The sequence below is a fragment of the Advenella faeciporci genome, assembly GCF_014652395.1.
GTDB lineage: Bacteria > Pseudomonadota > Gammaproteobacteria > Burkholderiales > Burkholderiaceae_B > Advenella > Advenella faeciporci.
On the sequence record NZ_BMYS01000029.1, the window covers coordinates 1 to 21,544 of the forward strand.

16 protein-coding genes and 1 pseudogene are annotated in these 21,544 nt (G+C 40.8%); all 17 read right to left on the bottom strand.

Going from position 1 to position 21,544, the window contains the following annotated elements:
- Window positions 1–124: 124 nt before the first annotated feature.
- A pseudogene (locus tag IE074_RS15095) lies at window positions 125–470 on the bottom strand (transposase); the annotation flags it as partial.
- On the bottom strand, window positions 457–2,217 hold the full coding sequence (locus tag IE074_RS13865) for a hypothetical protein (protein ID WP_189386045.1): 1,761 nt from the start codon (window positions 2,215–2,217) through the stop codon (window positions 457–459). The pseudogene IE074_RS15095 and the gene IE074_RS13865, both read right to left, overlap by 14 nt.
- Window positions 2,218–2,386: 169 nt before the next feature.
- Window positions 2,387–3,556, bottom strand: coding sequence for a nucleotide sugar dehydrogenase (locus IE074_RS13870; protein WP_189386046.1), 1,170 nt, complete (start codon window positions 3,554–3,556; stop codon window positions 2,387–2,389).
- A 20-nt stretch (window positions 3,557–3,576) separates the two neighbouring features.
- A complete protein-coding gene (locus tag IE074_RS13875; RefSeq protein ID WP_189386047.1) occupies window positions 3,577–5,415 on the bottom strand; it encodes a hypothetical protein in 1,839 nt (612 codons plus the stop codon).
- A gap of 1 nt (window position 5,416) precedes the next feature.
- Window positions 5,417–6,037: a hypothetical protein gene (locus tag IE074_RS13880; protein ID WP_189386048.1), complete on the bottom strand. Its 621-nt coding sequence runs from the start codon at window positions 6,035–6,037 to the stop codon at window positions 5,417–5,419.
- On the bottom strand, window positions 6,034–6,420 hold the full coding sequence (locus IE074_RS13885) for a GtrA family protein (protein WP_189386049.1): 387 nt from the start codon (window positions 6,418–6,420) through the stop codon (window positions 6,034–6,036). Before IE074_RS13885 ends, IE074_RS13880 begins: the two co-directional genes overlap by 4 nt.
- Window positions 6,417–7,382, bottom strand: coding sequence for a glycosyltransferase (locus IE074_RS13890; protein ID WP_189386050.1), 966 nt, complete (start codon window positions 7,380–7,382; stop codon window positions 6,417–6,419). The genes IE074_RS13885 and IE074_RS13890 overlap by 4 nt, the downstream gene beginning before the upstream one ends.
- A complete protein-coding gene (locus IE074_RS13895; RefSeq protein WP_189386051.1) occupies window positions 7,379–8,332 on the bottom strand; it encodes a UDP-glucuronic acid decarboxylase family protein in 954 nt (317 codons plus the stop codon). The genes IE074_RS13890 and IE074_RS13895 overlap by 4 nt, the downstream gene beginning before the upstream one ends.
- A 139-nt stretch (window positions 8,333–8,471) precedes the next feature.
- Window positions 8,472–9,608: a glycosyltransferase family 4 protein gene (locus IE074_RS13900; RefSeq protein WP_189386052.1), complete on the bottom strand. Its 1,137-nt coding sequence runs from the start codon at window positions 9,606–9,608 to the stop codon at window positions 8,472–8,474.
- A 39-nt stretch (window positions 9,609–9,647) separates the two neighbouring features.
- Window positions 9,648–13,367: a glycosyltransferase gene (locus IE074_RS13905; RefSeq protein ID WP_189386053.1), complete on the bottom strand. Its 3,720-nt coding sequence runs from the start codon at window positions 13,365–13,367 to the stop codon at window positions 9,648–9,650.
- On the bottom strand, window positions 13,367–14,551 hold the full coding sequence (locus IE074_RS13910; protein WP_189386054.1) for an FkbM family methyltransferase: 1,185 nt from the start codon (window positions 14,549–14,551) through the stop codon (window positions 13,367–13,369). The genes IE074_RS13905 and IE074_RS13910 overlap by 1 nt, the downstream gene beginning before the upstream one ends.
- Window positions 14,551–15,777: an ABC transporter ATP-binding protein gene (locus IE074_RS13915; RefSeq protein ID WP_189386055.1), complete on the bottom strand. Its 1,227-nt coding sequence runs from the start codon at window positions 15,775–15,777 to the stop codon at window positions 14,551–14,553. The genes IE074_RS13910 and IE074_RS13915 overlap by 1 nt, the downstream gene beginning before the upstream one ends.
- Window positions 15,777–16,562 carry an ABC transporter permease gene (locus IE074_RS13920; protein ID WP_189386059.1) on the bottom strand — a complete coding sequence of 262 codons (786 nt, stop codon included), beginning with the start codon at window positions 16,560–16,562 and terminating at the stop codon, window positions 15,777–15,779. Before IE074_RS13920 ends, IE074_RS13915 begins: the two co-directional genes overlap by 1 nt.
- Window positions 16,563–16,598: 36 nt before the next feature.
- The gene (locus tag IE074_RS13925) at window positions 16,599–17,774 is read right to left on the bottom strand and encodes a glycosyltransferase family 4 protein (RefSeq protein WP_229794033.1); all 1,176 of its coding nucleotides are present in this window, start codon (window positions 17,772–17,774) and stop codon (window positions 16,599–16,601) included.
- Window positions 17,752–18,672: an NAD-dependent epimerase/dehydratase family protein gene (locus IE074_RS13930; protein ID WP_189386056.1), complete on the bottom strand. Its 921-nt coding sequence runs from the start codon at window positions 18,670–18,672 to the stop codon at window positions 17,752–17,754. Before IE074_RS13930 ends, IE074_RS13925 begins: the two co-directional genes overlap by 23 nt.
- A 7-nt stretch (window positions 18,673–18,679) precedes the next feature.
- Window positions 18,680–19,714: a GDP-mannose 4,6-dehydratase gene (gmd, locus tag IE074_RS13935; RefSeq protein WP_189386057.1), complete on the bottom strand. Its 1,035-nt coding sequence runs from the start codon at window positions 19,712–19,714 to the stop codon at window positions 18,680–18,682.
- A 56-nt stretch (window positions 19,715–19,770) separates the two neighbouring features.
- On the bottom strand, window positions 19,771–21,198 hold the full coding sequence (locus IE074_RS13940; RefSeq protein ID WP_189386058.1) for a mannose-1-phosphate guanylyltransferase/mannose-6-phosphate isomerase: 1,428 nt from the start codon (window positions 21,196–21,198) through the stop codon (window positions 19,771–19,773).
- Window positions 21,199–21,544: the final 346 nt, after the last annotated feature.

A 21,544-nucleotide genomic window follows, 5' to 3' on the forward strand; every position in this document is an offset into this window, starting at 1 on the left:
TTAATATTTAATACAATGTTTTTTTATTAAAACGTGCCATTACAAATAATTGCATTAAATTAATTAAAAACCCGCATGAATAAAGGCGTTCGTGTCAAAAGCACAGGATTAAAGTGTCGAACTCAGGAGGCCGGTACCAACTGCGACGAGACAGGCGTGTCAGACGACATGCCCGGGCAATGGACAGCGAGCCCCGCAGAACCAAGTGCAAGGCCGCTTCACGTCGTCGCTCCGGCGTCAGAGCTTTCCCAGCAAATCTTTGATCGCTGCGTTCTCCAAAGCCAATTCTGCGTACATTTTCTTTAGACGGGCATTTTCCACCTCGATGTCCCGCAATCGTTTCAAATCCGACGCCTCCAAACCACCGTACTTGCTTTTCCACTGGTAATAAGTCNGGTCACTTTCATGCCTTGCTCAGCCAATTTCAAAATAGCCACAATCTGAGTTTCTGTAAATTTAGATCGCTTCATGATTTCCTCCATCAAAGATGATAATGGCAGAAATCTCTGGTTTTGGCTTGTGCCTTTTTAGGGTAAGTTTACGCAGGGAGTATTCGTTAGGGATAAACTTGAAGGGAACTTCAAAGTGGGCATCCCACCCAGGCAAATGATTGGCCAAGTTATCCTTGAAGACATATATATTGAAGCCATTGATTTCATAACTTCGATCCGGCTTCACATTATATGCCTCAAGCACTTCCCATTCTATAAGCTTGGCTTCAGCGTCGGTCAACAATAAAAACGTTTCACCATGCCGCGCCTCGGGCCTGTACCACCGATTGGACGACAAGTGTTTCATCGGCACCGGAATACCGTTTTTTATTAATATTTGTCTTACCAAAACCTTTTCATCACTCAAAACGCTCACAACACCTGCATTCCAGTATGTGGCATAACCATACTCAAGATTCTGGGAAATGAGGAAGTTAACCAGACTTTTTTTATGAGGGTTGTACTGACCTGGCTGACCCCAAGCGGGCAGAACTTCTTTGCCAGATAAACGGAAAATCTGATAACCACTCGTTATAAAAAAAACAATAATGAATATCGTAGAGATAGCTGAAAATGGTGCTTTGAACCGATCAATAGGGCTCATTAGTAAAATGATCAAGCCAAGAAACAGGGAAGGCAACAAATACCTTGAACTCTGTACAGCATCATTCATGTCTGGAATAGTCGTAGTCACATACAGAAAGAAAACGCTAGCAAACGCTATCGCAACGAAACTGCCAAAAAAACCCATTCCATCATTTGAATAACGAAAAGCCTTAAAAACTGCCCAAGGAACCAGAACTGCACTTATGACAGCAGCCAACAATCGCAAGGCTTCATAAACCCCGCCCAAGCTTACCAGGTAATCTCCGGGATTTGGCAAGCCCCCAAAAACATACAAAACACCCTTGGGAGTCAAACTAAGATTACGCAACATCATTTCGTAGGAAAGCCAGCGCGCATCCCCTACAGTCAGTATATTGTTTACACCTGATAACGTATATGTGTGTAAAGCAATACCTACCCCTAAGCCCATAAAAAAAATGGCTGATATTTGCCATAATTTTCTTCGAATCCAGCTATTTCCCCGCATAAATTGCCAGCAAACAGCCCCCAAAAATGGTACTCCGTACACTATAGTAGCCCGTTGAGGGTTCTCCCAGTATATGAGAGAGACGAGCAGGAATATCCCCATGCCCCATAGATACGTGCGCTTGCCATTCGATTGAAAAAACTTACATGAGAAGAAAATCAGATAACAGCAAAAAACTATCTCTGCACAATAACTAACCTGCCCATACAGGTTTTCAGCAGAGATACTTGAAATACCCCCAGCAACAATAGCCAGAATCAGAAGACGGCGTTTTGTACCTAAGTCCGTCAACCCTGAAAGAAACCATACCCCTGTCAATAACAGAACAGCAAAAAACAGGCCTGAAAAAGCATGCGCAGTAAACCCGGCTGGCATTACTGTAAGTAATGGAATAATGAATGTATGCCCAAAAAAAACAAAAAAATCGTTATTGATGTAATTCCAATCATCTGGGAAATAATCATTGGCAAGAACGATTTCTTTTGCGAGTAGAACCTTAACCGCGCTATCGGAATGAAACTCCGCCTGATAGCCATAAAACAAATACGAAATAAGCATGCCAATATTGATAACAAGAAGAAAAGCAACCACTAGAAGCGCGGCAGTACTCAATACATTATTATTTTTAATCATAAACCCTCCTTGAAAGTAAGCATCCGATCATTAAATAAGCATGGCATCTGCTTAAACGGATATCTTAATTTATTGACTGTGGAATAGCTCATTATGCAAGAGCATTTCAGTCTAATTGTTAAGATAAATACAAAGTTTTTACATACCTAGTCAAATATGCTCCCACCTCTTAACTATCAACCCCAAACAGATCGCGCGTGTAAACTTTATTTTTCACATCCTCTAGTACATCGGTCATACGATTACAGACGATAACGTCGGCACTCTCCTTAAACGCTTCCAGGTCAGAAATTACACGGGAATTGAAAAATTCGTTTTCTTGCAGCGCTGGTTCGTAAATAATTACGTCAATACCCTTGGCTTTAATGCGCTTCATAACACCCTGAATGCTGGACGCCCGAAAGTTATCCGAACCAGCTTTCATAATAAGACGATAAATACCAACGACTTTGGGCTTACGTCGAAGAATATCATTGGCAATAAAGTCTTTACGGGTAGTATTGGACTCTACGATGGCATGGATAAGATTTTGTGGGACATCACGGTAATTGGCTAATAACTGTTTTGTGTCTTTGGGTAAGCAGTAACCACCATAACCGAAACTAGGATTATTGTAGTGAGTGCCAATGCGAGGATCCAGGCCAACACCATCAATGATTTGTTTACTGTCAAGACCATGGGTAGCGGCATAAGTATCAAGCTCGTTGAAATAAGAAACCCGCATGGCCAGATAAGTATTAGCAAATAGTTTAATCGCTTCTGCTTCAGTTGAATCTGTTAAAAGAACCGGAATATCCTTTTTAATTGCCCCTTCCGTAAGCAAATCAGCAAAGATTTGGGCTCGCTCCGATTGCTCTCCGACTACAATGCGTGAAGGGAACAAGTTGTCATATAACGCACGGCCTTCACGCAAAAACTCTGGCGAGAAAATAAGATTTTGTGTACCAAACTCGTTTCTTATTTTTTCAGTATAACCAACGGGTATCGTCGATTTAATTACCATAACAGCATCAGGATTGATGTTTATGACATCCCTGATAATGGCCTCAACTGATTGAGTATTGAAGTAATTGGTCTCAGGATCATAGTCAGTGGGAGTCGCAATAATGACGTAATCCGCCCCTAGATAAGCTTCATTCTTGTCAAGAGTAGCTCGTAAATTCAGGGGCTTGTTCTTGAGATAATCTTCAAGTTCAACATCCTGAATTGACGATTTTCTGGAATTAATCATTTCAACTTTTTCAGGAATGATGTCCAAAGCAACTACTTCATGATGCTGTGATAATAAAACACCGTTGGACAATCCAACGTAACCTGTTCCGGCAATGACAATTTTCATATTAATTATTTTCTTATCCATTATTGAAAAGCAGAAACTGATTCAAGTTTATACCCAGAAAAGGTTAACTCGTCATCTTCATTAACCCAAACCCTCACCTCTAAGTCCAAAGCATTTTCAGGTATATCAATTGACACTTCATCAAGCAAAGAACCTTTAACGTACTGAGGCAATTCTATTTTTTTATAAACCACATCACCTTTATCTGAAACAATATCAATATAAGCTCCATTTAATTTTTTTGAAGACCCAAAAACAGTAAGTTTGTACTTACCAGCCTTCAAGGGTACATATGGACCATACGCAAGATATCCAGCTCTACCATCTGATTGCTTACTGTGATTTACAACTAAACCAACATTTGAAGGCAGGTTGGTAAACGATTCCCTTTCATACACAAAGCCACGTGAAAAATCAGTTATTTTTATCTTGTGAACCTGATCATTAACAAGTGTGCTTTCCCTTACATATATAGGCCCCACAACTGAATTTATTTGATTGACACAATTAACCACTTTTTCATTTAAGCATATTACAATTACATAACCATTATCTTTAATTTTTTCAAATACATAATTTTTTACCTTTTCTTTATTGCCCTCAGCTCTGTAGCCTAAACCATAAGCTTCATATCCTTTCATCATATCTCTTAAAACAGAGGGCCAAACAACCCAGTAATCTCCTGCATAGAGACTACTACCAGGTGTAGATAAATTATTAACTCGTTGAATAATTTTGTAATTATTAAAAGAGGTAGGCGTGACAAATAACACTATCATTGCTACCAAACTGAGAATAGTTGTAAAAAAAACAGCGTATTTAAGTTTTATTTCATTGAAAATTTTAGCTATTTCAATCGAAATAAACATCAAGAAACCAAAAACAACAAAGGTAAAATATCTCCATGAAAATTGATTTATTTCAACCCAATGACTACTTGAAAACAAAAAAAACCACGCAACAGAAAAAATAACAATGCAATATATCGTATACCGCGCTAATTTATATTCACAATAACCTTCACTACTTCTCTTTATTAAAAATAATAATTTTATTAACATCAAAATAGCAATTAATAAAAATAGAACAGGAAGCTCAAAGGCCGTTAATAATTCATTAAAAACCTTTTCTAGACCAATCTTCAACAAATTAATATCAAATTCATTATATTGGAGGTCGCCATGATTTTTAGAAACAAAGTCCCAAGAAAAAAATGAAATCAATGAAAAAAATATGTAAATAATCTCAGGTGCAATAATTTTACGCCTGTATATAATGATAGCAATAGTAATAAAAATTACCGGAATAAAAATTGAAGGATTTATACCTATTGCCAGTATTACCGAAATTATTGATATGAAAAAATTAAATTTATTATTATTTTTATTAAAAAAAATTAAATATAATGAAAGACTCAATAATAAAGCAGCAAAAGTATACTCGATATGCCATATTGCCATTTCAAATATAGCATTTGAATTAAAAATACCAACAAAAACAATAGATATCACTACGAATATTTGTAGTGATAAAAAATATAACTTTGATGGATTAACCAATAAAGCCGAAAATCTTGATATAACAAATAGCAACAAGTAAAAAGATAATGCTGCAAAAAATAGCACCGAGGCTAAATTTAACTCTGGATTTTTTATTAATGAAGTAAGCGCAGGTAAAATATTTAAAAGCCTATTCTGCCCCCAATAGAATAACGTCAAATTTTGCAAAGACATAACAGAATTCATCAACACATCAGCATTAAGCCATTGCGGAGCATGTTTAAAAAATGTTAAACACGATATCAATAAAAGCCAAATCATTGATAATAGAAAATATTTTTTCTTACTTGTATTTACCATATTATTTCATCGTATCTTTTTTTCCAAGACTGCACTCATATCCAACAGATGAAACACTAGCCTGAAATGGATCCGTCAAATCGGCGCTATACTCACCCATCAACAATCTCTGCTTCGGCAACCAGTTTTGTCGGAAATAACGCCCAAATGTGGCAATGTTTTCACCTTTTTCAGTCAAAAGAACACACCCATCCTCAATCACAATGGTTCCAGATTCCAACTGTTCTGTAAGCCGCACATCCATCAAACGATGCTCTTTAACATATTCCTCAGTAAACACCTGCTTGAAGCTGTCCTGCTTAATACCTCCACCTCTTTGCTGCAGTTTTTCAAGAATATAGAAAGAAAGTGAACGGTCAATCACTGTTGGCACTGAGATAGCCAGAGTGTAAGCAGAAATTACCCAGATAAAAAATAACAGTAATTTCTCAAAAGAATTGAAAATTGAGAAATATTTAAAAAAATACAGAATTAAACCTGATATGACGGCTGCCAATATGCCATCGACAATGGCAGCATAAAATACCACATCAACTTTAAAAAAATTGATGTGTAGGTAATAAATAACTACCAATACAGTGACAAAAATCACAGTTGCTATTAATGCTTTTTGTATTTTCATTTTTTAAATACCAGAAATTTATTACCCAAATAACTTAGTGAAACCTGCAAGACAGTTGCAATTAAAAAGCCTGTGCTATAGCTAAAAGCATACCAATCTGCCCACACAAATAAAACAAACCCGTGCAAAATAGCAATTAATCCATACAAAATACCAAACTTAGAAGCTTGCGAAATTATGCTTTCTACAGTATTTTTAAATACGAAATAGCGACTACCAAAGTAAGAGACCATGATGCCAAATAAAGCTGCAACAAAATTGGCCACACCTGCTGATTGAAAATCAAGCAACTCCAAGTTCGCCATTAATACACTATAATGCACGGCAGTAGCCACTAACCCGTTGACAATATATCTTCCAACTTCACCAGCATGCTTTCTCATGTTGATACAGAGGTCTTGTCCGTTTCCCAAACGCTTTCAATGAATTCACGGTAGGCTATTGCTGTAGTAACTGTTCCACCCCTAACAACGCCAGTTAACATGAGCGTCATAAGTGCCAGCGCACCAGTCTGTAAAAACATCAAGACTAAAATGCCAAGGACAATGGAAAACCAACCTGGTGTAGAAAATCCGATTAATTTCAAAATAATTGCTGCTGTTGCACCAAGGATTGATAAAGCCGCAATACCCGCACATGCCATGCCGACGCGTACCAATACATCTTCGGCAAAAACCATCAGGCCTTTGAAACCGTGAAGCGCGAGGCCAACAAAATTCATCTTTGACTGGCCTGCATATCGAGGACCACGGTCCAGTGGACACATTTTTGTCCGTAATTTTGAGGCAAGAACTGCACCAGCCACATGAATTGACAACTCCTGCATGGCAACCAGACGCTTTACAGCTGTTGACTTGAGTGCCATGAAATTGCCAAAGCTGATGGAACGGCCTGTCATCAACCCAAAAAACCGTTTGTAAAGTGCGTAAAAAGCCTTAAACCTGAAAGTTTCAACCCGACTTTTGCGTTGTGCAACCACGACATCGGTATTATCATCTTCAAGATTTTTTAAAAGTGCAGGAATTGTTGAGGGAAGATCTTCGCCATCAGAATCCATGACAACCACATGCTGCTGTGGTTGCATATGCTCGGCTGCGTATCCCAAACCAATTGCGATGGCACGTTGATGTCCAACATTGCGTCGAAGTTTAAGAACCACACCATCAACCCCTGCGTTCTGTAGACTTGCTACTTGCACGGGTTGCTTAACCGAACCATCATCAACGGCAATCACAAAAACATCATTACCAAACTGATTGGATAGTTCTGTAAACAACCGACTGCTGGCTTCAACATCCTCATAGACAGGCGTAACAATAATAATACGATGCTGAGCGTTGATCATGAGGCTAAAAATTTTCTGAAGTATTCTATTGTTATTTCAAGCCCTTCTTTAAGCTTGACCCTTGGTTCCCAGTTCAAAGCGTTCTTTGCAAGCGTAATATCCGGTTGTCGTTGACGTGGATCATCTTGCGGCAATGGTTTCAGCACCAATCTTGACTCTCCGCCCACCAAATCAAGCACAGCCTCAGCCAGTTCACGAATAGTGAATTCAACAGGATTGCCCAAATTGATTGGACCAGTAACCTCTTTCGGACTTGCCATCATCCGAACAAAGCCATCAATTAAATCATCTACATAACAGAAGCTGCGCGTTTGTGACCCATCGCCATAAATGGTAATGTCTCCCCCTCGCAGGGCTTGCACAATAAAATTGGACACGACACGACCGTCATTAGGGTGCATGCGAGGCCCATAAGTGTTGAATATACGAACAACCTTGATCTCAAGATCATGTTGTCGATGATAATCGAAGAATAAAGTTTCAGCACAACGCTTGCCTTCGTCGTAGCATGAACGAATCCCTATTGGATTAACTCGCCCCCAATAACTTTCCTGTTGTGGGTGAATTTCGGGGTCACCATAGACTTCACTGGTAGATGCCTGAAAAAGTTTAGCCTTTGTCCGTTTTGCCAACCCCAGCATATTGATGGCGCCAAGCACACTGGTTTTAGTTGTTTGCACCGGATCACGCTGATAGTGAACAGGAGAAGCTGGGCAGGCCAAATTATAAATTTCATCAACTTCTACATATAATGGAAAAGTCACATCATGACGCATCAACTCGAAATGCGGGTTAGCAATGAGGTGTGCGACATTATCCTTGGTACCACTATAAAAGTTATCAACACAAAGGACATCACAGCCTTCCTGAAGCAGATGCTCACATAAATGTGAACCCAAAAAACCCGCTCCTCCGGTCACCAATATTCTTTTTCTATTTGTAATGCGCATGATTTTTTTCCAAAACATATTTCATTTCTATGCAACCAATTTTTTACAACAATATACATCGGTTTGCATTTCAACATAATAATATTAAATCTGATAAAAGACATAACCCATCACATTCAATACACCATACAAACTTTTCTTACATGAATTTCTTGTACACTTCTGCTGTTTTTGTCGATGTTAATCTCCATGTATGGCTATACGCCTTAACCAACCCTTTTTCACTCAAATCTAACGCCAAGGCAGGTTCGTTGGCAAGCAAGCACATGGCACTACACAGTTCGTTTACATTTAAAGGGTTAACCTGAATTCCGGCATCGCCAATGACTTCTGCGAGGGCGGTCGTGTTGGACCCGATCACTGGCAGCCCACTGGCAAAGGCCTCTAATACCGGCAAGCCGAACCCTTCATATAAAGAAGGAAAAACAAGACCAAGTGCAGTTGAAAGTAAAACACGTTTCTCTTCAGTACTGACATAATCCAGCCATTTGGCAACTCCTTTTTTCGTCAATTCCTGAAGAATCTGCACTTCTTCTCCGCAGCCCCAACCCAATCGGCCAGCCACAACAAGCGAATGTTTTTTCTGAATATCAACTGGCAACAAGGAAAAAGCATCAAGCAGAATTTTCAGATTTTTTCTTGGTTGTATCGTACCGATAAAAAGAAAAAAACCAGGATTTAATCCATATTTTTCAAGCGTTATTGCTTCAACACCAGCAGCAGGTTTCTGAAAATAAATATCATCAACACCCAAAGGAATTACAGTAATATCTTCCCTATTGATACTAAAATATTTAACCAGATCATCCACAACAAAATGAGAAATGGTAATGTAATGTTCCGCCCAAGTGACTTCCTTTCGAAACAACCAGTTTTTGAATTTCCTGCCACGTTGACGAACCCACTCTGGATACATTAGCGCAACAGGATCCATCAACGTTGCGATAACTGGTGTTTTGCACAATTTTGGAATGAAATGATCAGTTGCATGAAAGAGAGAAAACTGTTCTGCTATTTCATTGTCATTAAATGACCGTCTTCCTGTAAAAGCGCTGGCTAGCAAATCATATTCCATTCTCATTTTTGGCAAATACATGCCACTCATCAATTCAGAGGGCAGGGATCTTTCCCTCCACACCACCGGCCGATATTTTAAATCGGATACAAGTGGTAGATGAGAAAGCAATGCCTGAGTGTAGGTGCCAATTCCATCTAAAGCACCCTCATTAAGCCCCCTAGCCAATCTTGTAGCGCCAAGCCCGACAACTGTAGTCATAAAATCTCTCAATAGCCACAAACAAGAAACGAATGACACTTAATCAAGATGATCTCTGTCAATCACGATATTCAATAATTGTTCAGCGCTTTCTTTCCATGTTAACCAAGGCATGTTATCGGATATTGGATGACCTTTTTCATTATATAAAGTTAACCATTCACGAATTGATTCTGCAAATACTGATGGTTCTTCACTATTGAAGTAGAAAGCATGAGATCCGGCCACTTCACGAAAAACGGGAATGTCGCGAGCAATAATGGGTAATTTGTGCTGAGCAGCCTCTATCAAAGGCAAACCAAAACCTTCTCCGTAGGAGGCAGCAACAAGACAAGTACTGACAGCATAAACCGACTCCAAGTATTCATCACTGATGCCTTCGAGCCAAAATAAACGCTCATTAAGCTCATTATGGCTGCGCAAACGTTTAACCAGCTTTTCTACTAACCATCCCTGTTTCCCAACAATAGTTAGATTAACATCTATACCACTATGCCAGAGCTGCTCAAAAGCATCGAGTATTTGCTCATGACCTTTCCTGGGTTCTAAAGTGCCAACCATTAAAAAACTGGGATGACGGTGAAGTTTGTTTAGTATGGATTTTGCTTCTGATGGTATTCCTTTACTTGGAAATGAATTATCAACATCAGCACCAAGATGAAACCAGTCAATTTTCAAAGGTCGAAGTCGTACAAAGCCTTTTTTCTGAGTCCATTCAGTCAGATCGTTGGCTACCGCTCTGGAAATACAAACTGCTCCATCGCTTTCAGCAACGACTTCCAACCAACGGACAAACATTTCATCTGCCCCTTGACCAAAACATTGAGGCAATTGAATACACAGAAGGTCATACACTAGAAATTGAACGTAAATCCCTTTTCTGCGTAATTCTTGATAAAACTCTCTATGAGCTGTTTGCACCAAGGGTTGTAAATCCAAGGCAAAAAACACATCACCAAATGCATAATCAATGGGCTCATCTTGTAGATAATTATCAGGGCATCCTAAAAAACCTGCTGTAAAACGGCGAGCATATTGATAACCGTTGCCTACTGTTGCATAAACAGGTTCAACGCGATAACCAAGAGGAGGATTACTCAACCATGCATTTAGAATACTACGCACAACACGTTGTATTCCTGACTTTGAATCACGCTGGACAAGCTCACTAATATCAACTAATAGTTGTCTTTGAGCTGGTTGTAGTGGAAAATTTTCAGCGAGACTACTCGACAGCTGAATTAGCGCTTCATTCGATGGCGCTGAATCCGGAATTTTAGCTATAGTAGACAAAAGACCAGTCAACCCATTTTGTGCAGCTTCATAGAAGCCTTCAATAGCATCCTTATATTTCTCAGCACATACTTGAGGACTATGAGCATCAAGGATGATTTCTCTTGCCTGCTTCCCCAAGGATTGCCGCTGACCCCTGTCTTGCCAGAGTGTTTCCAACGCAGTAATAAGGTCTTCATCTGAAAAATCATCCAGCAACCGCCAGACTGCTCGGTCATCCAAATCCGCCATACTACCATTTGCATTTACAATGGTCGCCAAACCATGACACATGCAATCTAGAACTGCCGCTGATGTTTCGCCACGTGACAAAGTCCGTAATTGAACACCAAGATCAGCAGCAACAAGATAACTGCGAAACAAGTCAGTATCTGCCCACCCCGTTATGCGAATGTTTTTTTCAGCCCGATTGACTCTAATTTTTTCGAGCAACTCTCTGCCATAGATTCCTGAATGATTTTCACCAACAAATACAAGATGGCAGGTTTTGTCTTTTCCAAGCGATGAATTCAACCATGCATCTACTAAGCGGTGATTTAACTTGGTCGGCCCGAGTATCCCGAATGCACATACCACGAAATCTTCAGCCCCCAGACCCAACGCTTTACGAGACAGCTCTCTATCTTTCTTAATCTTGGGATCACGCACAAGGGGAATTACTGACCAGTTATCACCCTTGTCACCATACCATTGCTTAGCAAGACGCAGGGTGTTTACTGAATGAGCAATCATTCCCAAACTACTCTGAATAACATTTAAACTACATGGATATTTCCATACTACATCAACTTCATTTTTGGTATGGAATCGATCATGGAATGCCACATAACCGTGCGCTTGGTACAGTTCTTGCGACCAACAGCCAGGTTCATAACCATGCATCTCCATGTGATAATATACGTTAGCTAGGTAAAAATCATGAAGTACAACAACACCAGGATGTGAACTTAATAGATCAAACATGTGTTGATGAAATGCTGAATTACCAAAATGGTACAGAACACGATCATAATGACTGGCATTATCTATAAACCATTGAACTGTTCGAATTGGACAATTGGCACTTATCCACGCGTCTGTCACTTTCTCCTGTGCGATCACAACTTCAATATCATAATATTTCGCCAATTCAGGCAATAACTCAGCGCTATAATCAGCAATACCCGATCGTTCAGGGGGTAATGGTGAGATATAAGCCAGTTTAAGACGCTTTTCCGAAACAATATTAAATGAACTATTATCCTGGCGCTCTTTAACCAGACGTTCCATTGCAACAAGGGCAAGACGGGCACTCTGATCCCATGAAAACTTCATCGCTTGATATTTGCCGTGCTCAACAAGCTTTGCGCGAAACTCGTCATTTGTTAGGGCACGTTCCATTGTTTGGGCTATATCATCATCTGAATAAGGATCAAACAACGCTTCAGGCAAACCAATAACTTCTGGCAAACTGGATTTATTACCCCCGATAACGGGTGCTCCGCAACGCATGGCCTCCAACGCAGGTAAACCAAAACCCTCATGCAACGAAGGAAATACAAAAAGCGAGCAAAGATTATAGAGGTTAACCAAATCTTCTTCTGGAACGAACCCTGTCAGTATTAGCTCGTTCTCACTCAAACCTTGTTTATTTGCCAGTTTCTCTAGCCTACGCCTGCTTTCGGGCTGAACAGAACAAATTATTGCCAACTGATGCGACATTCGCAAATTCTTAGGCAATTTAGCATAGCTTCGAATCAATCCCTCAATATTTTTACGATGATCGATTCCTCCGGTATACATCACAAAAGAACGAGAAAGCCCATACTTCTTCCTAAGCTTGTATTCGTCCTCCTCAGAAACAGCAAGTTTCTGAAAATGCCTATCAGCATCAGTCGAGATACTCACTGACCACTCATCTGGCAATCCCAAATGTGTCACACCTTCCTGTCTGGATGATTCCGAAATGGCCAACCAAAGATCAGCTTGACGAAGGTATTCAATTTTCTCAAGATACCAAGCTTCCACTACTGGGTTATCTAGATAAGGAGTACGATGAATGAATGGAATAAGGTCATACAAAATAACAGCTGTTGGAAAACGATGGGACAATTTGGCAATACTGGTGACCGCATCATCAACCAATCCCTCAAACAAGCTGGACAAAAGCACAACATCCGGTTTGAGGCTTACCAAAAAAGCCTCTCGTGACAGTTCTCCAGAATAACGCCGCCAATCATTTTCCGATTTTATGTATGCCATAGAGCCGACAGCATTCCAAACACGAATATTTTCCGATGGCAACAAATCATCAAAAACAGCTCGAATGGATTCAATAGAGTCAGGAAATTCTCCATTCAACACAAGGAAAATTTCATGATCACCACGATTTTTCACAAGGGCAGATACAAGCGATAGAACATAACGACCAATCCCACGCTTTTTATTCTCAGCTTGCGCCCCTTGCATATCGATAATAATGCGCATCAGAGCCCTCCTTTTTTATGATGCTCAATTGCAACTTTGAGATCACCATATATCTGACGAGCTCTTGGGGTGAGTTGTACCAACTCTTCTGGTATAGCTTTAATACGTATCGGAGCAGTTTGCAATACATTGCTAGTTAGATGAGCAACGCGCAGTTTGAGATTGGGAAAGCGATTCAGTATGGCAAGAATGTTCCTCTTGAGCCAAGGGAGACTGTTAATGGAAGAAATAGCTCGCCGTAATAATAATTTGATACTTTTTCGGAGGCTGATCGATTTTAATTTTTGAATAAAATCACCCGTATAACGTAAAGGAGCGGTTATACGCCATGATGTACTTTTAACTAATACTTGAACACGACTCTCAACTTCAATTGCTCTAATTTCTGCCTGCTGCGCTTTGTTTTCTGCCTGCTGTAATTTGTTTTCTGCCTGCTGTAATTTGTTTTCTGCCTGCTGTAATTTGTTTTCTGCCTGCTGAGCCCTAAACTCAGACGTCAATTGATTATATTTAATATATTCATCAAAAACATTAGGTGGGTAACGAAATGCGGCCTTAAGACTTATACGCTCATTCGGTATATAAAACCGATTTAACCCATCGTTATAAACATTTAAAAAATTAGATGTGGTTAAGATAGGCTCCCATTCTGCATGGGTTTCAACTGTCGAATCAGGAAGAGTTGCCTCTATAACTACAACCCAAGGCCTATACTTGAAAAAATCCATTCCTTCCAAGACAGACTTTTCAAGTCCTTCAACATCAATTTTTAGAAAATGTATATCTTTTTTAGCATATTGTTCACAGATCTCTGCAAGGGTTAACATTGGAACCGTTTGCTTACTACCGGTGTGACCTTCTTCTTGATGCTTCTTTATAACCTCTTCTGACGCTGTTGCCCAACCACGAACATCGGTCTCCCAAAGTTCAATTTCACCATTAGTATTACCAACGGCAACCCGTAAATTCACGTCTTCTGGCCGATCTTTTACTAAGTCTTGATAATGTGAATTTAATGGTTCTATATTAATTCCACGCCATCCGTTTTCATAAAACAGCTTGGTAACAGAGTCAATGACCGGGTCATTTGCGCCAACATCAATATAGAAGCCATTTTCAATATCTTTTAACACTCGCCAAAGCATTACATCTTCGAAGTTCTGGGCGTAAGAAATGATTGTCATTAATTTACCACCTCAATTTCAGGCTCTATCCACGAGGTTCCAACAAAAAACACCTTAGACATATTCACCACGTTAAAAATCAGCGCCAAATCACGCCACTCATAGTTTTTTTCAAGATGCGTATCGGTACTTGTCAAGGCAGTCTGCACAGAATAAGTACCCGGCCCCAGATTGGCTGGAAATTTGATATTAAAAACATACCGTTCACCCGTCTTAAGATTCTCAACAACCTGTTTTGTATGATAGGTATTCGTTCCATACATTACCTGGCCTAGCCTGTCTTTAATACCATACCCCATCACCAACTTGGAAACCGATTCATGAACCGTAACAGTTACCCGTAACGTCACATTCTGACCAACATCAATCACTTCAACCGGTTGATCCTCTTCATTAATCAACCTTATATCTGTAACAGTCACCTCTCCCGAGCCAGAGATAGTCTGGACTTTGCCGTCCTCTTGAACTTTTTGTTCGACTTTAACTTTATTATCCCCCTTGTCAGCAAGCAAGGCATTGTAATAATCCATCACCGCTTCCGGCTCACCTTCCATTACCATTCGCCCTGCATTCAAAAGTATTGCTCTATCACAGATACTTTGAATGGCCGTTTTATCATGGCTCACAATTAACAAGGTTGTACCCTGTCCATTAAATTCGCGTATGCGATCAAAACTCTTGTGCTGAAAGTAGGAATCCCCCACTGAAAGCGCTTCATCAATGATCAAGACATCCGGCCGTTTTGCGGTAGCCACACTGAATGCCAGGCGCATTTGCATACCACTGCTGTAAACTCGAACCGGCATGTCAATATAGTCACCAATTTCAGCAAAAGCCTCTATGGCAGGCATCAAACTAGAAATTTCCTCTACTGAGTATCCTATTAATTGCCCGGCCATATATACGTTTTGCCGTCCGGTAAAATCAGGATGAAATCCAATACCAAGTTCCAGTAAAGCTGCCACACGCCCGGCAATATTAATACTGCCTGTCGTGGGTTGAGTGGTGCCGGTAATCATTTTTAGCAAGGTACTTTTCCCTGCACCATTAATACCGATTATCCCAACCGCTTCACCAGCACCAACAGTGAAATTGATATCTTGCAACACCCATTTCAAATCATGATATTTACGTTTTCCCGGCAACACCCATTCTGCCAACCTGGACCAGCGTGTTTTATACTGTTTATATGCCTTGCCGACATTATTTACTGTGATTGTTCCCATTACAGTTCATCCACCATGTCACCGGCGTGTTTGCGAAATAAACTCAATCCCACAATACACAAAATTAACGCTTCAATGCACACCAACCACAACGAACTCCAGTCAGGCCATTTTGCGTGAACCAATATTGTTTGAAGTGCTTGTACTATTGGCGTCATCGGATTGTATTGCAAATAATGTTGTGCCCGTTCAGGCAAGATATTGGACACATATACAATAGGGGTAAGCCAAAACCAGAACTGAAGCACAATACCAAAGAACTGCCCTACATCGCGAAAGAAAACATTCAATACGCCAACAGAGATACCCAAACCAATGGCAAATAGAACCAATAATGCCAATACAGGAAATACGCCCAAAAAGTAAATGCCCGGAAATTGCCCAGTAATCAGAAGAAAAGCGGTAAAAAGGCTAAACACAATGGTGAAATTAAGCAATGCATTCACAATTACAATCATCGGCAAGCACAGCCGCGGGAAGCTAAGCTTTTTTAATAAACCCGCATTATCCAAAAACACATTTTGTGAACGGCTTACTATTTCGGCAAATAATCCCCAAGTTAGGACACCTGCACACAAATAAATACTATATGCATAAGGCAAATCCACACCAGGCAAGCGGGCACGCATAATCTGAGAAAAAATGACGGTATATACAACAATCATTGCCAGCGGATTCAATACCATCCATGCGGCACCTAATAGCGAATTCCTGTACTTGGACTGGAATTCCCGTTTCACGCTTCCCTTGATGAAACCCCTGTAGTTCCATACGGCGTGTATCATTTGTGTAAAGACCACAATTAATTCCTTGGTTATTCTCTATTCTGAATCACACAACGCAGAAAATTCCACGTTAATGCATTTGTTATATAGTTCAGCATAACTTTTCATCATTCGCTCTGCCGTATAATAACGTTCATAACGCTGTTGCGCATTATGACCATATTGCTTTGCCAACTCTGGCGCATTCCACAGTTGTTCCATGGCACCTGCAAATGCGCTGGGATTTTGGGGCGGAACAACTACTCCGGTCTCTTTATCCTGATTAATATATGTGGTACCTGTGCCAATTTCACATGTAATCATAGGCTTGCCATACATAGAGGCCTCAACCAGTACGATCCCATAGGCTTCAGTACGAGTAAAAGACGGAAAAACAAAACAGTAACTCAAGTACAGCAAGGCATATTTGTCATTTTCAGAAACCGGCCCAACAAACATCACATTTGACAGCCCCTTCTTTTGCACAGCTTCTTTTAACCGCACTTCCTCTGAACCGGCTCCAGCGATAACTATAGGATAAGGAACACTGGCAGCTGCTTCTATTAAGGTATCTAACCCCTTGTAATAACGCAGGGCACCAATAAACAGGAAAAATGGTCCCGCAAGAACATTCTCCCAGTGTCTTATTCTTTCCCGAATTGCGTCTGTCAGTGGTACAGGTGCAATACCTATAGGAACAGTGGATAACTTACTGGGAAATTCCCTTAGCACTGCGCTACTTTGCGCATAATTGGGAGAGGTCGCGACAATGGCCTGCACACTTTTCAAAAACTGCCGCTGAACGGGTTTATAAAGTTGCAACAGAAATTTCTGTTTAATAATATCGGAATGATAGGTCACAACAGACGGTTTTCCATGCCCCGCAGAAAAGTGCAGTAAATCCATGACAGGCCAGGGAAAATGATAGTGAATAAGATCAAAATCCCTGGCGATTTTACGGAAATGCCTAAAGGCAGACATAGAGAAGGTGGTTGATGCCAGTTCAAAATCCTGCTTGACCCGATGCACGCAATGACCATCGTAAATATCATCGGCCAGACCCGACACATTTTTGCTTAATGTAAACACTTCAGCCTGTATACCATACTGTGCACTATGTGTAGCCAGCTGATATATGACTTCCTCGATGCCACCATAGGTATCGGGATAATATGTTTTAAAAACATGAAGAACTTTCAATACAGGCTCACTAAGCTTGTGATAATGCTGCATCACCCGCAAGCATCCAGGCCAGGGTGTCTTTTATATCTGTTGGCTGCCAGTCTGGAATTAAAGAATGCAATAGGCTGGAATTTCCGGTTAGCGTTTTGACTTCATTTTCACGTACAAAGGCAGGATTAACTTTTACCGTTAAAGTATGGCCTGTAATGGCCCCACAAATACTAATTATATCGCCCAGCGATGTTGCTTTACCTGTGCTGACATTTATTGTTTTACCGATAGCAGCAGGTACCTCTAGCAATTGCCTGTATGCCCTCGCCACTGCCCGTACATCACCAAAATCACGCCATACCTCTGTATTTCCCAATTCAAGCTCAGCCTTGCGTTCGCGAAAATGCGAAACAATTTTGGGAATTACAAAGTGTGGTTCCTGCCCTATGCCAGTATAATTAAATGGTCGAGTTATGATAATTGGCAATTTGTTACGGTAAGTTTTGGCCATGAATTCCATGGCCAGCTTGCTAACCGCATAATCATTAACCGGATCCGGAGCAGTCTGTTCAGACAGGCTACCTGAAGACGAATTCCCGTAAACATTTGCACTACTGGCCAGCAACACGGATTTTAAATTTTGCCCTGGGGCACTAAGCGCCTGGAGCAAATACCGGGTTCCCACCAGATTTATATCATAAAAAGCCTTGACATCACCATGCCCAACAAAGGCAACGGCAGCCAGGTGTATGACATGATCGGGTTTAATATCACTAATTGCCTTGCTTAACTGTTCATAATCAAGCAAATCAACCTGATAATAATTTTCTCGGGTAGCGGGTCTGGAACCCAGCTCCGCTACCTGATATCCCGCTGATTTCAGTTCACGAATGACGTACTGCCCGGTAAACCCCGAGGCACCTGTTACTAAAACCTTATTGGGTTGATGTGATTTCATGGTGTTATCAGAATGAAAAACCCTGCTCGTTGCGGCGCAGATCTTCTTTAACCATCATTTCACACAATGATTCAAGTGAAGTTTTTGGCTCCCAGCCCAATACCGCCTTGGCTTTGGAAGGATCGCCAATCAACAGATCCACCTCTGCAGGACGATAGAATTTCGGATTTACTTTCATCACTACTTTGCCGTCTGCAACATTAACTGCTGTTTCGTTTTCGTCTTTACCAGAGAACTCAAGCTCAATACCAACCGCCTTGAACGCCAGTCGAACAAAATCGCGAACGGTTTCGGTTCTGTTGGTGGCTAACACAAAGGTATCTGGTTGACTGGCTTGTAAAATGCGCCACATGCCTTCAACATATTCCTTGGCATAACCCCAATCACGCTTGGCATCAAGGTTACCCAGTTCCAACACATCCAGTTTGCCCAGCTTGATTTTGGCAACACTGTCGGTAATTTTCCGGGTCACGAATTCACGTCCACGCAAGGGACTTTCATGATTAAAAAGAATGCCGCTACTGCCAAAAATATCGTAACTTTCACGGTAGTTAACCGTCATCCAATGAGCAAACAGCTTGGATACGCCATAAGGGCTACGTGGATAGAATGGGGTATCTTCATTTTGAGGGATCGTCTGTACTTTGCCAAACATTTCAGACGTACTTGCCTGATAATATCGAATTTTAGTATTGATCAAACGAATGGCTTCGAGAAGATTCAAAGCCCCTAATCCTGATATTTGAGCAGTCGTTGTGGGTTGATCAAAACTGACGCCAACAAAGCTTTGCGCTGCAAGATTATATATCTCGTCTGGTTCACATTTATTAACCAGGGAAATACTGGCCCCCAAATCTGTAAGGTCGTACTCAACCAGATGAAGATTTGGATGATTCTGGATTCCCAGCTCTTCTATACGCCAGAAATTCACAGAGCTGGTTCTACGATAAGTACCATATACAGTGTAGCCTTTTTCAAGCAGAATTTGGCTTAAATAGGCGCCATCCTGACCTGTAACACCCGTAATAATAGCCTTTTTCATTGTATTAATATTCCTTGTAAATTGGATTTCACAACTACCAAATAATTGTAAAAGAATTATTGCTCAACGCGACCATATACATCCTGGAACCGGACGATGTCGTCTTCACCAAGGTATTCTCCGCTTTGCACTTCAATTAAAACCAGATTTATCACGCCAGGGTTTTCCAGACGGTGCCTGTGTCCAGCAGGAATATAGGTAGACTCATTAGTGTTAACCAACATTTCCTGCTCACCGTTTACTACCTTTGCCATTCCGCTAACAACAATCCAATGTTCACTGCGATGATGATGCATTTGCAAGCTCAGGCGTCCACCCGGCTTAACTTCCAGACGCTTGATTTTAAAACGGTCACTGTTTTCCAGAACAGTATAACTACCCCATGGGCGGTAAACGGTACGGTGCCATTTATAAAGTTCGTTGCCGTTCTGCTTTAATGTTGTATATATTTTTTTAACATCCTGGCTATAGTCCTTGTTGGCAACTAACAGTGCATCGGGCGTATCCACAATCACCAGATTTTCCAGACCAATGGCCCCCACAAAGCGCTCTTCACTTTTGATATAGCAGTTTTTTACATTTTCCAGCAAAGCTTCGGCTTCAACCCGGTTGCCATTTTCATCAGACTCTCCAACTGCACTTAAGGCCGCCCAGGAACCAATATCGCTCCAGCCAATATCACAGGGCACAACAGATACTACATTTGATTTTTCCATGACGGCATAGTCAATGGAAATATCCGGTACAAGACGGAATGTATCAGCATCAAGGCTAAGCTGCTTTTGCTTTTCTCCTGAGAGCTCCTTGGAAGCGGACAAACACATTTTGACTGACGCTACAACATCCGGGCAATAGGCTTCAAGCTCTTGCAAGATAGTATCAACACGGAAACAGAACATTCCGGAGTTCCAATAAAAACGCCCGGAATCCATGTACTCTTGAGCTACTTTAATCTCTGGTTTTTCAACGAAACGGACAACATCCGAACCATTGGCCTCTATGTAACCGTACCCGGTTTCCGGATGAGTTGGCTTAATTCCAAAAGTCACCAAACGACCACTTTCTGCCAGTTTAACCGCTTTGTCCACTGCTGCCCGAAACGCTTCTTTATTGGAAATAAGATGATCTGCCGCCAAAACCAGCAATATGGCATCATCCCCAAATTCCTTTCTAACGTACATGGCAGCACTTACGATAGCTGCGGCCGTATTACGCCCAAAGGGCTCCAAAATATAGTTGCTGCGGATATTCTTCAGCTTTAATTCTGCTAATTCATCTTCTGTCTGAAAAAACAGCTCTCGGTTTGTAACGGTAATAATGTCGTTGACGCCATCTATTGAAAACCCACGAAGAAAAGATTTTTGCAACAAGCTTTGATTATCGGCCAAACGGATAAAGGGCTTGGGATGCCCTTCCCGGGAAACAGGCCAAAGACGGGAGCCAGCACCACCACACAAAATCGTAGGTATTAATTTAGAGGTCATTACACTATTTCCATAATTTCAAGAGACCGAAACACGAAACTTTACCATACTGTAACTGACACATTCCAGTTACATGGTTTTTATATGTTTCTGAGGTATTTTTTATACATTCAAACAGCATTTAATGCGGAAATATATACTAAATAGATTGCATAAACACCACTTAACAACGCTCAATAAGATTGATTAACATAAATTCACAATGAATCTACTATCAAATTTGAGGGTGTAAATAATTCTGTGTAACCGTCTGGGTTATATATAATCGCTGATGCGATCCTCAAACTCGATAATAAACCGATTCAGTGCAAGCTTCCAGTTGCGAATGGGCATGGTCCATTTTTTG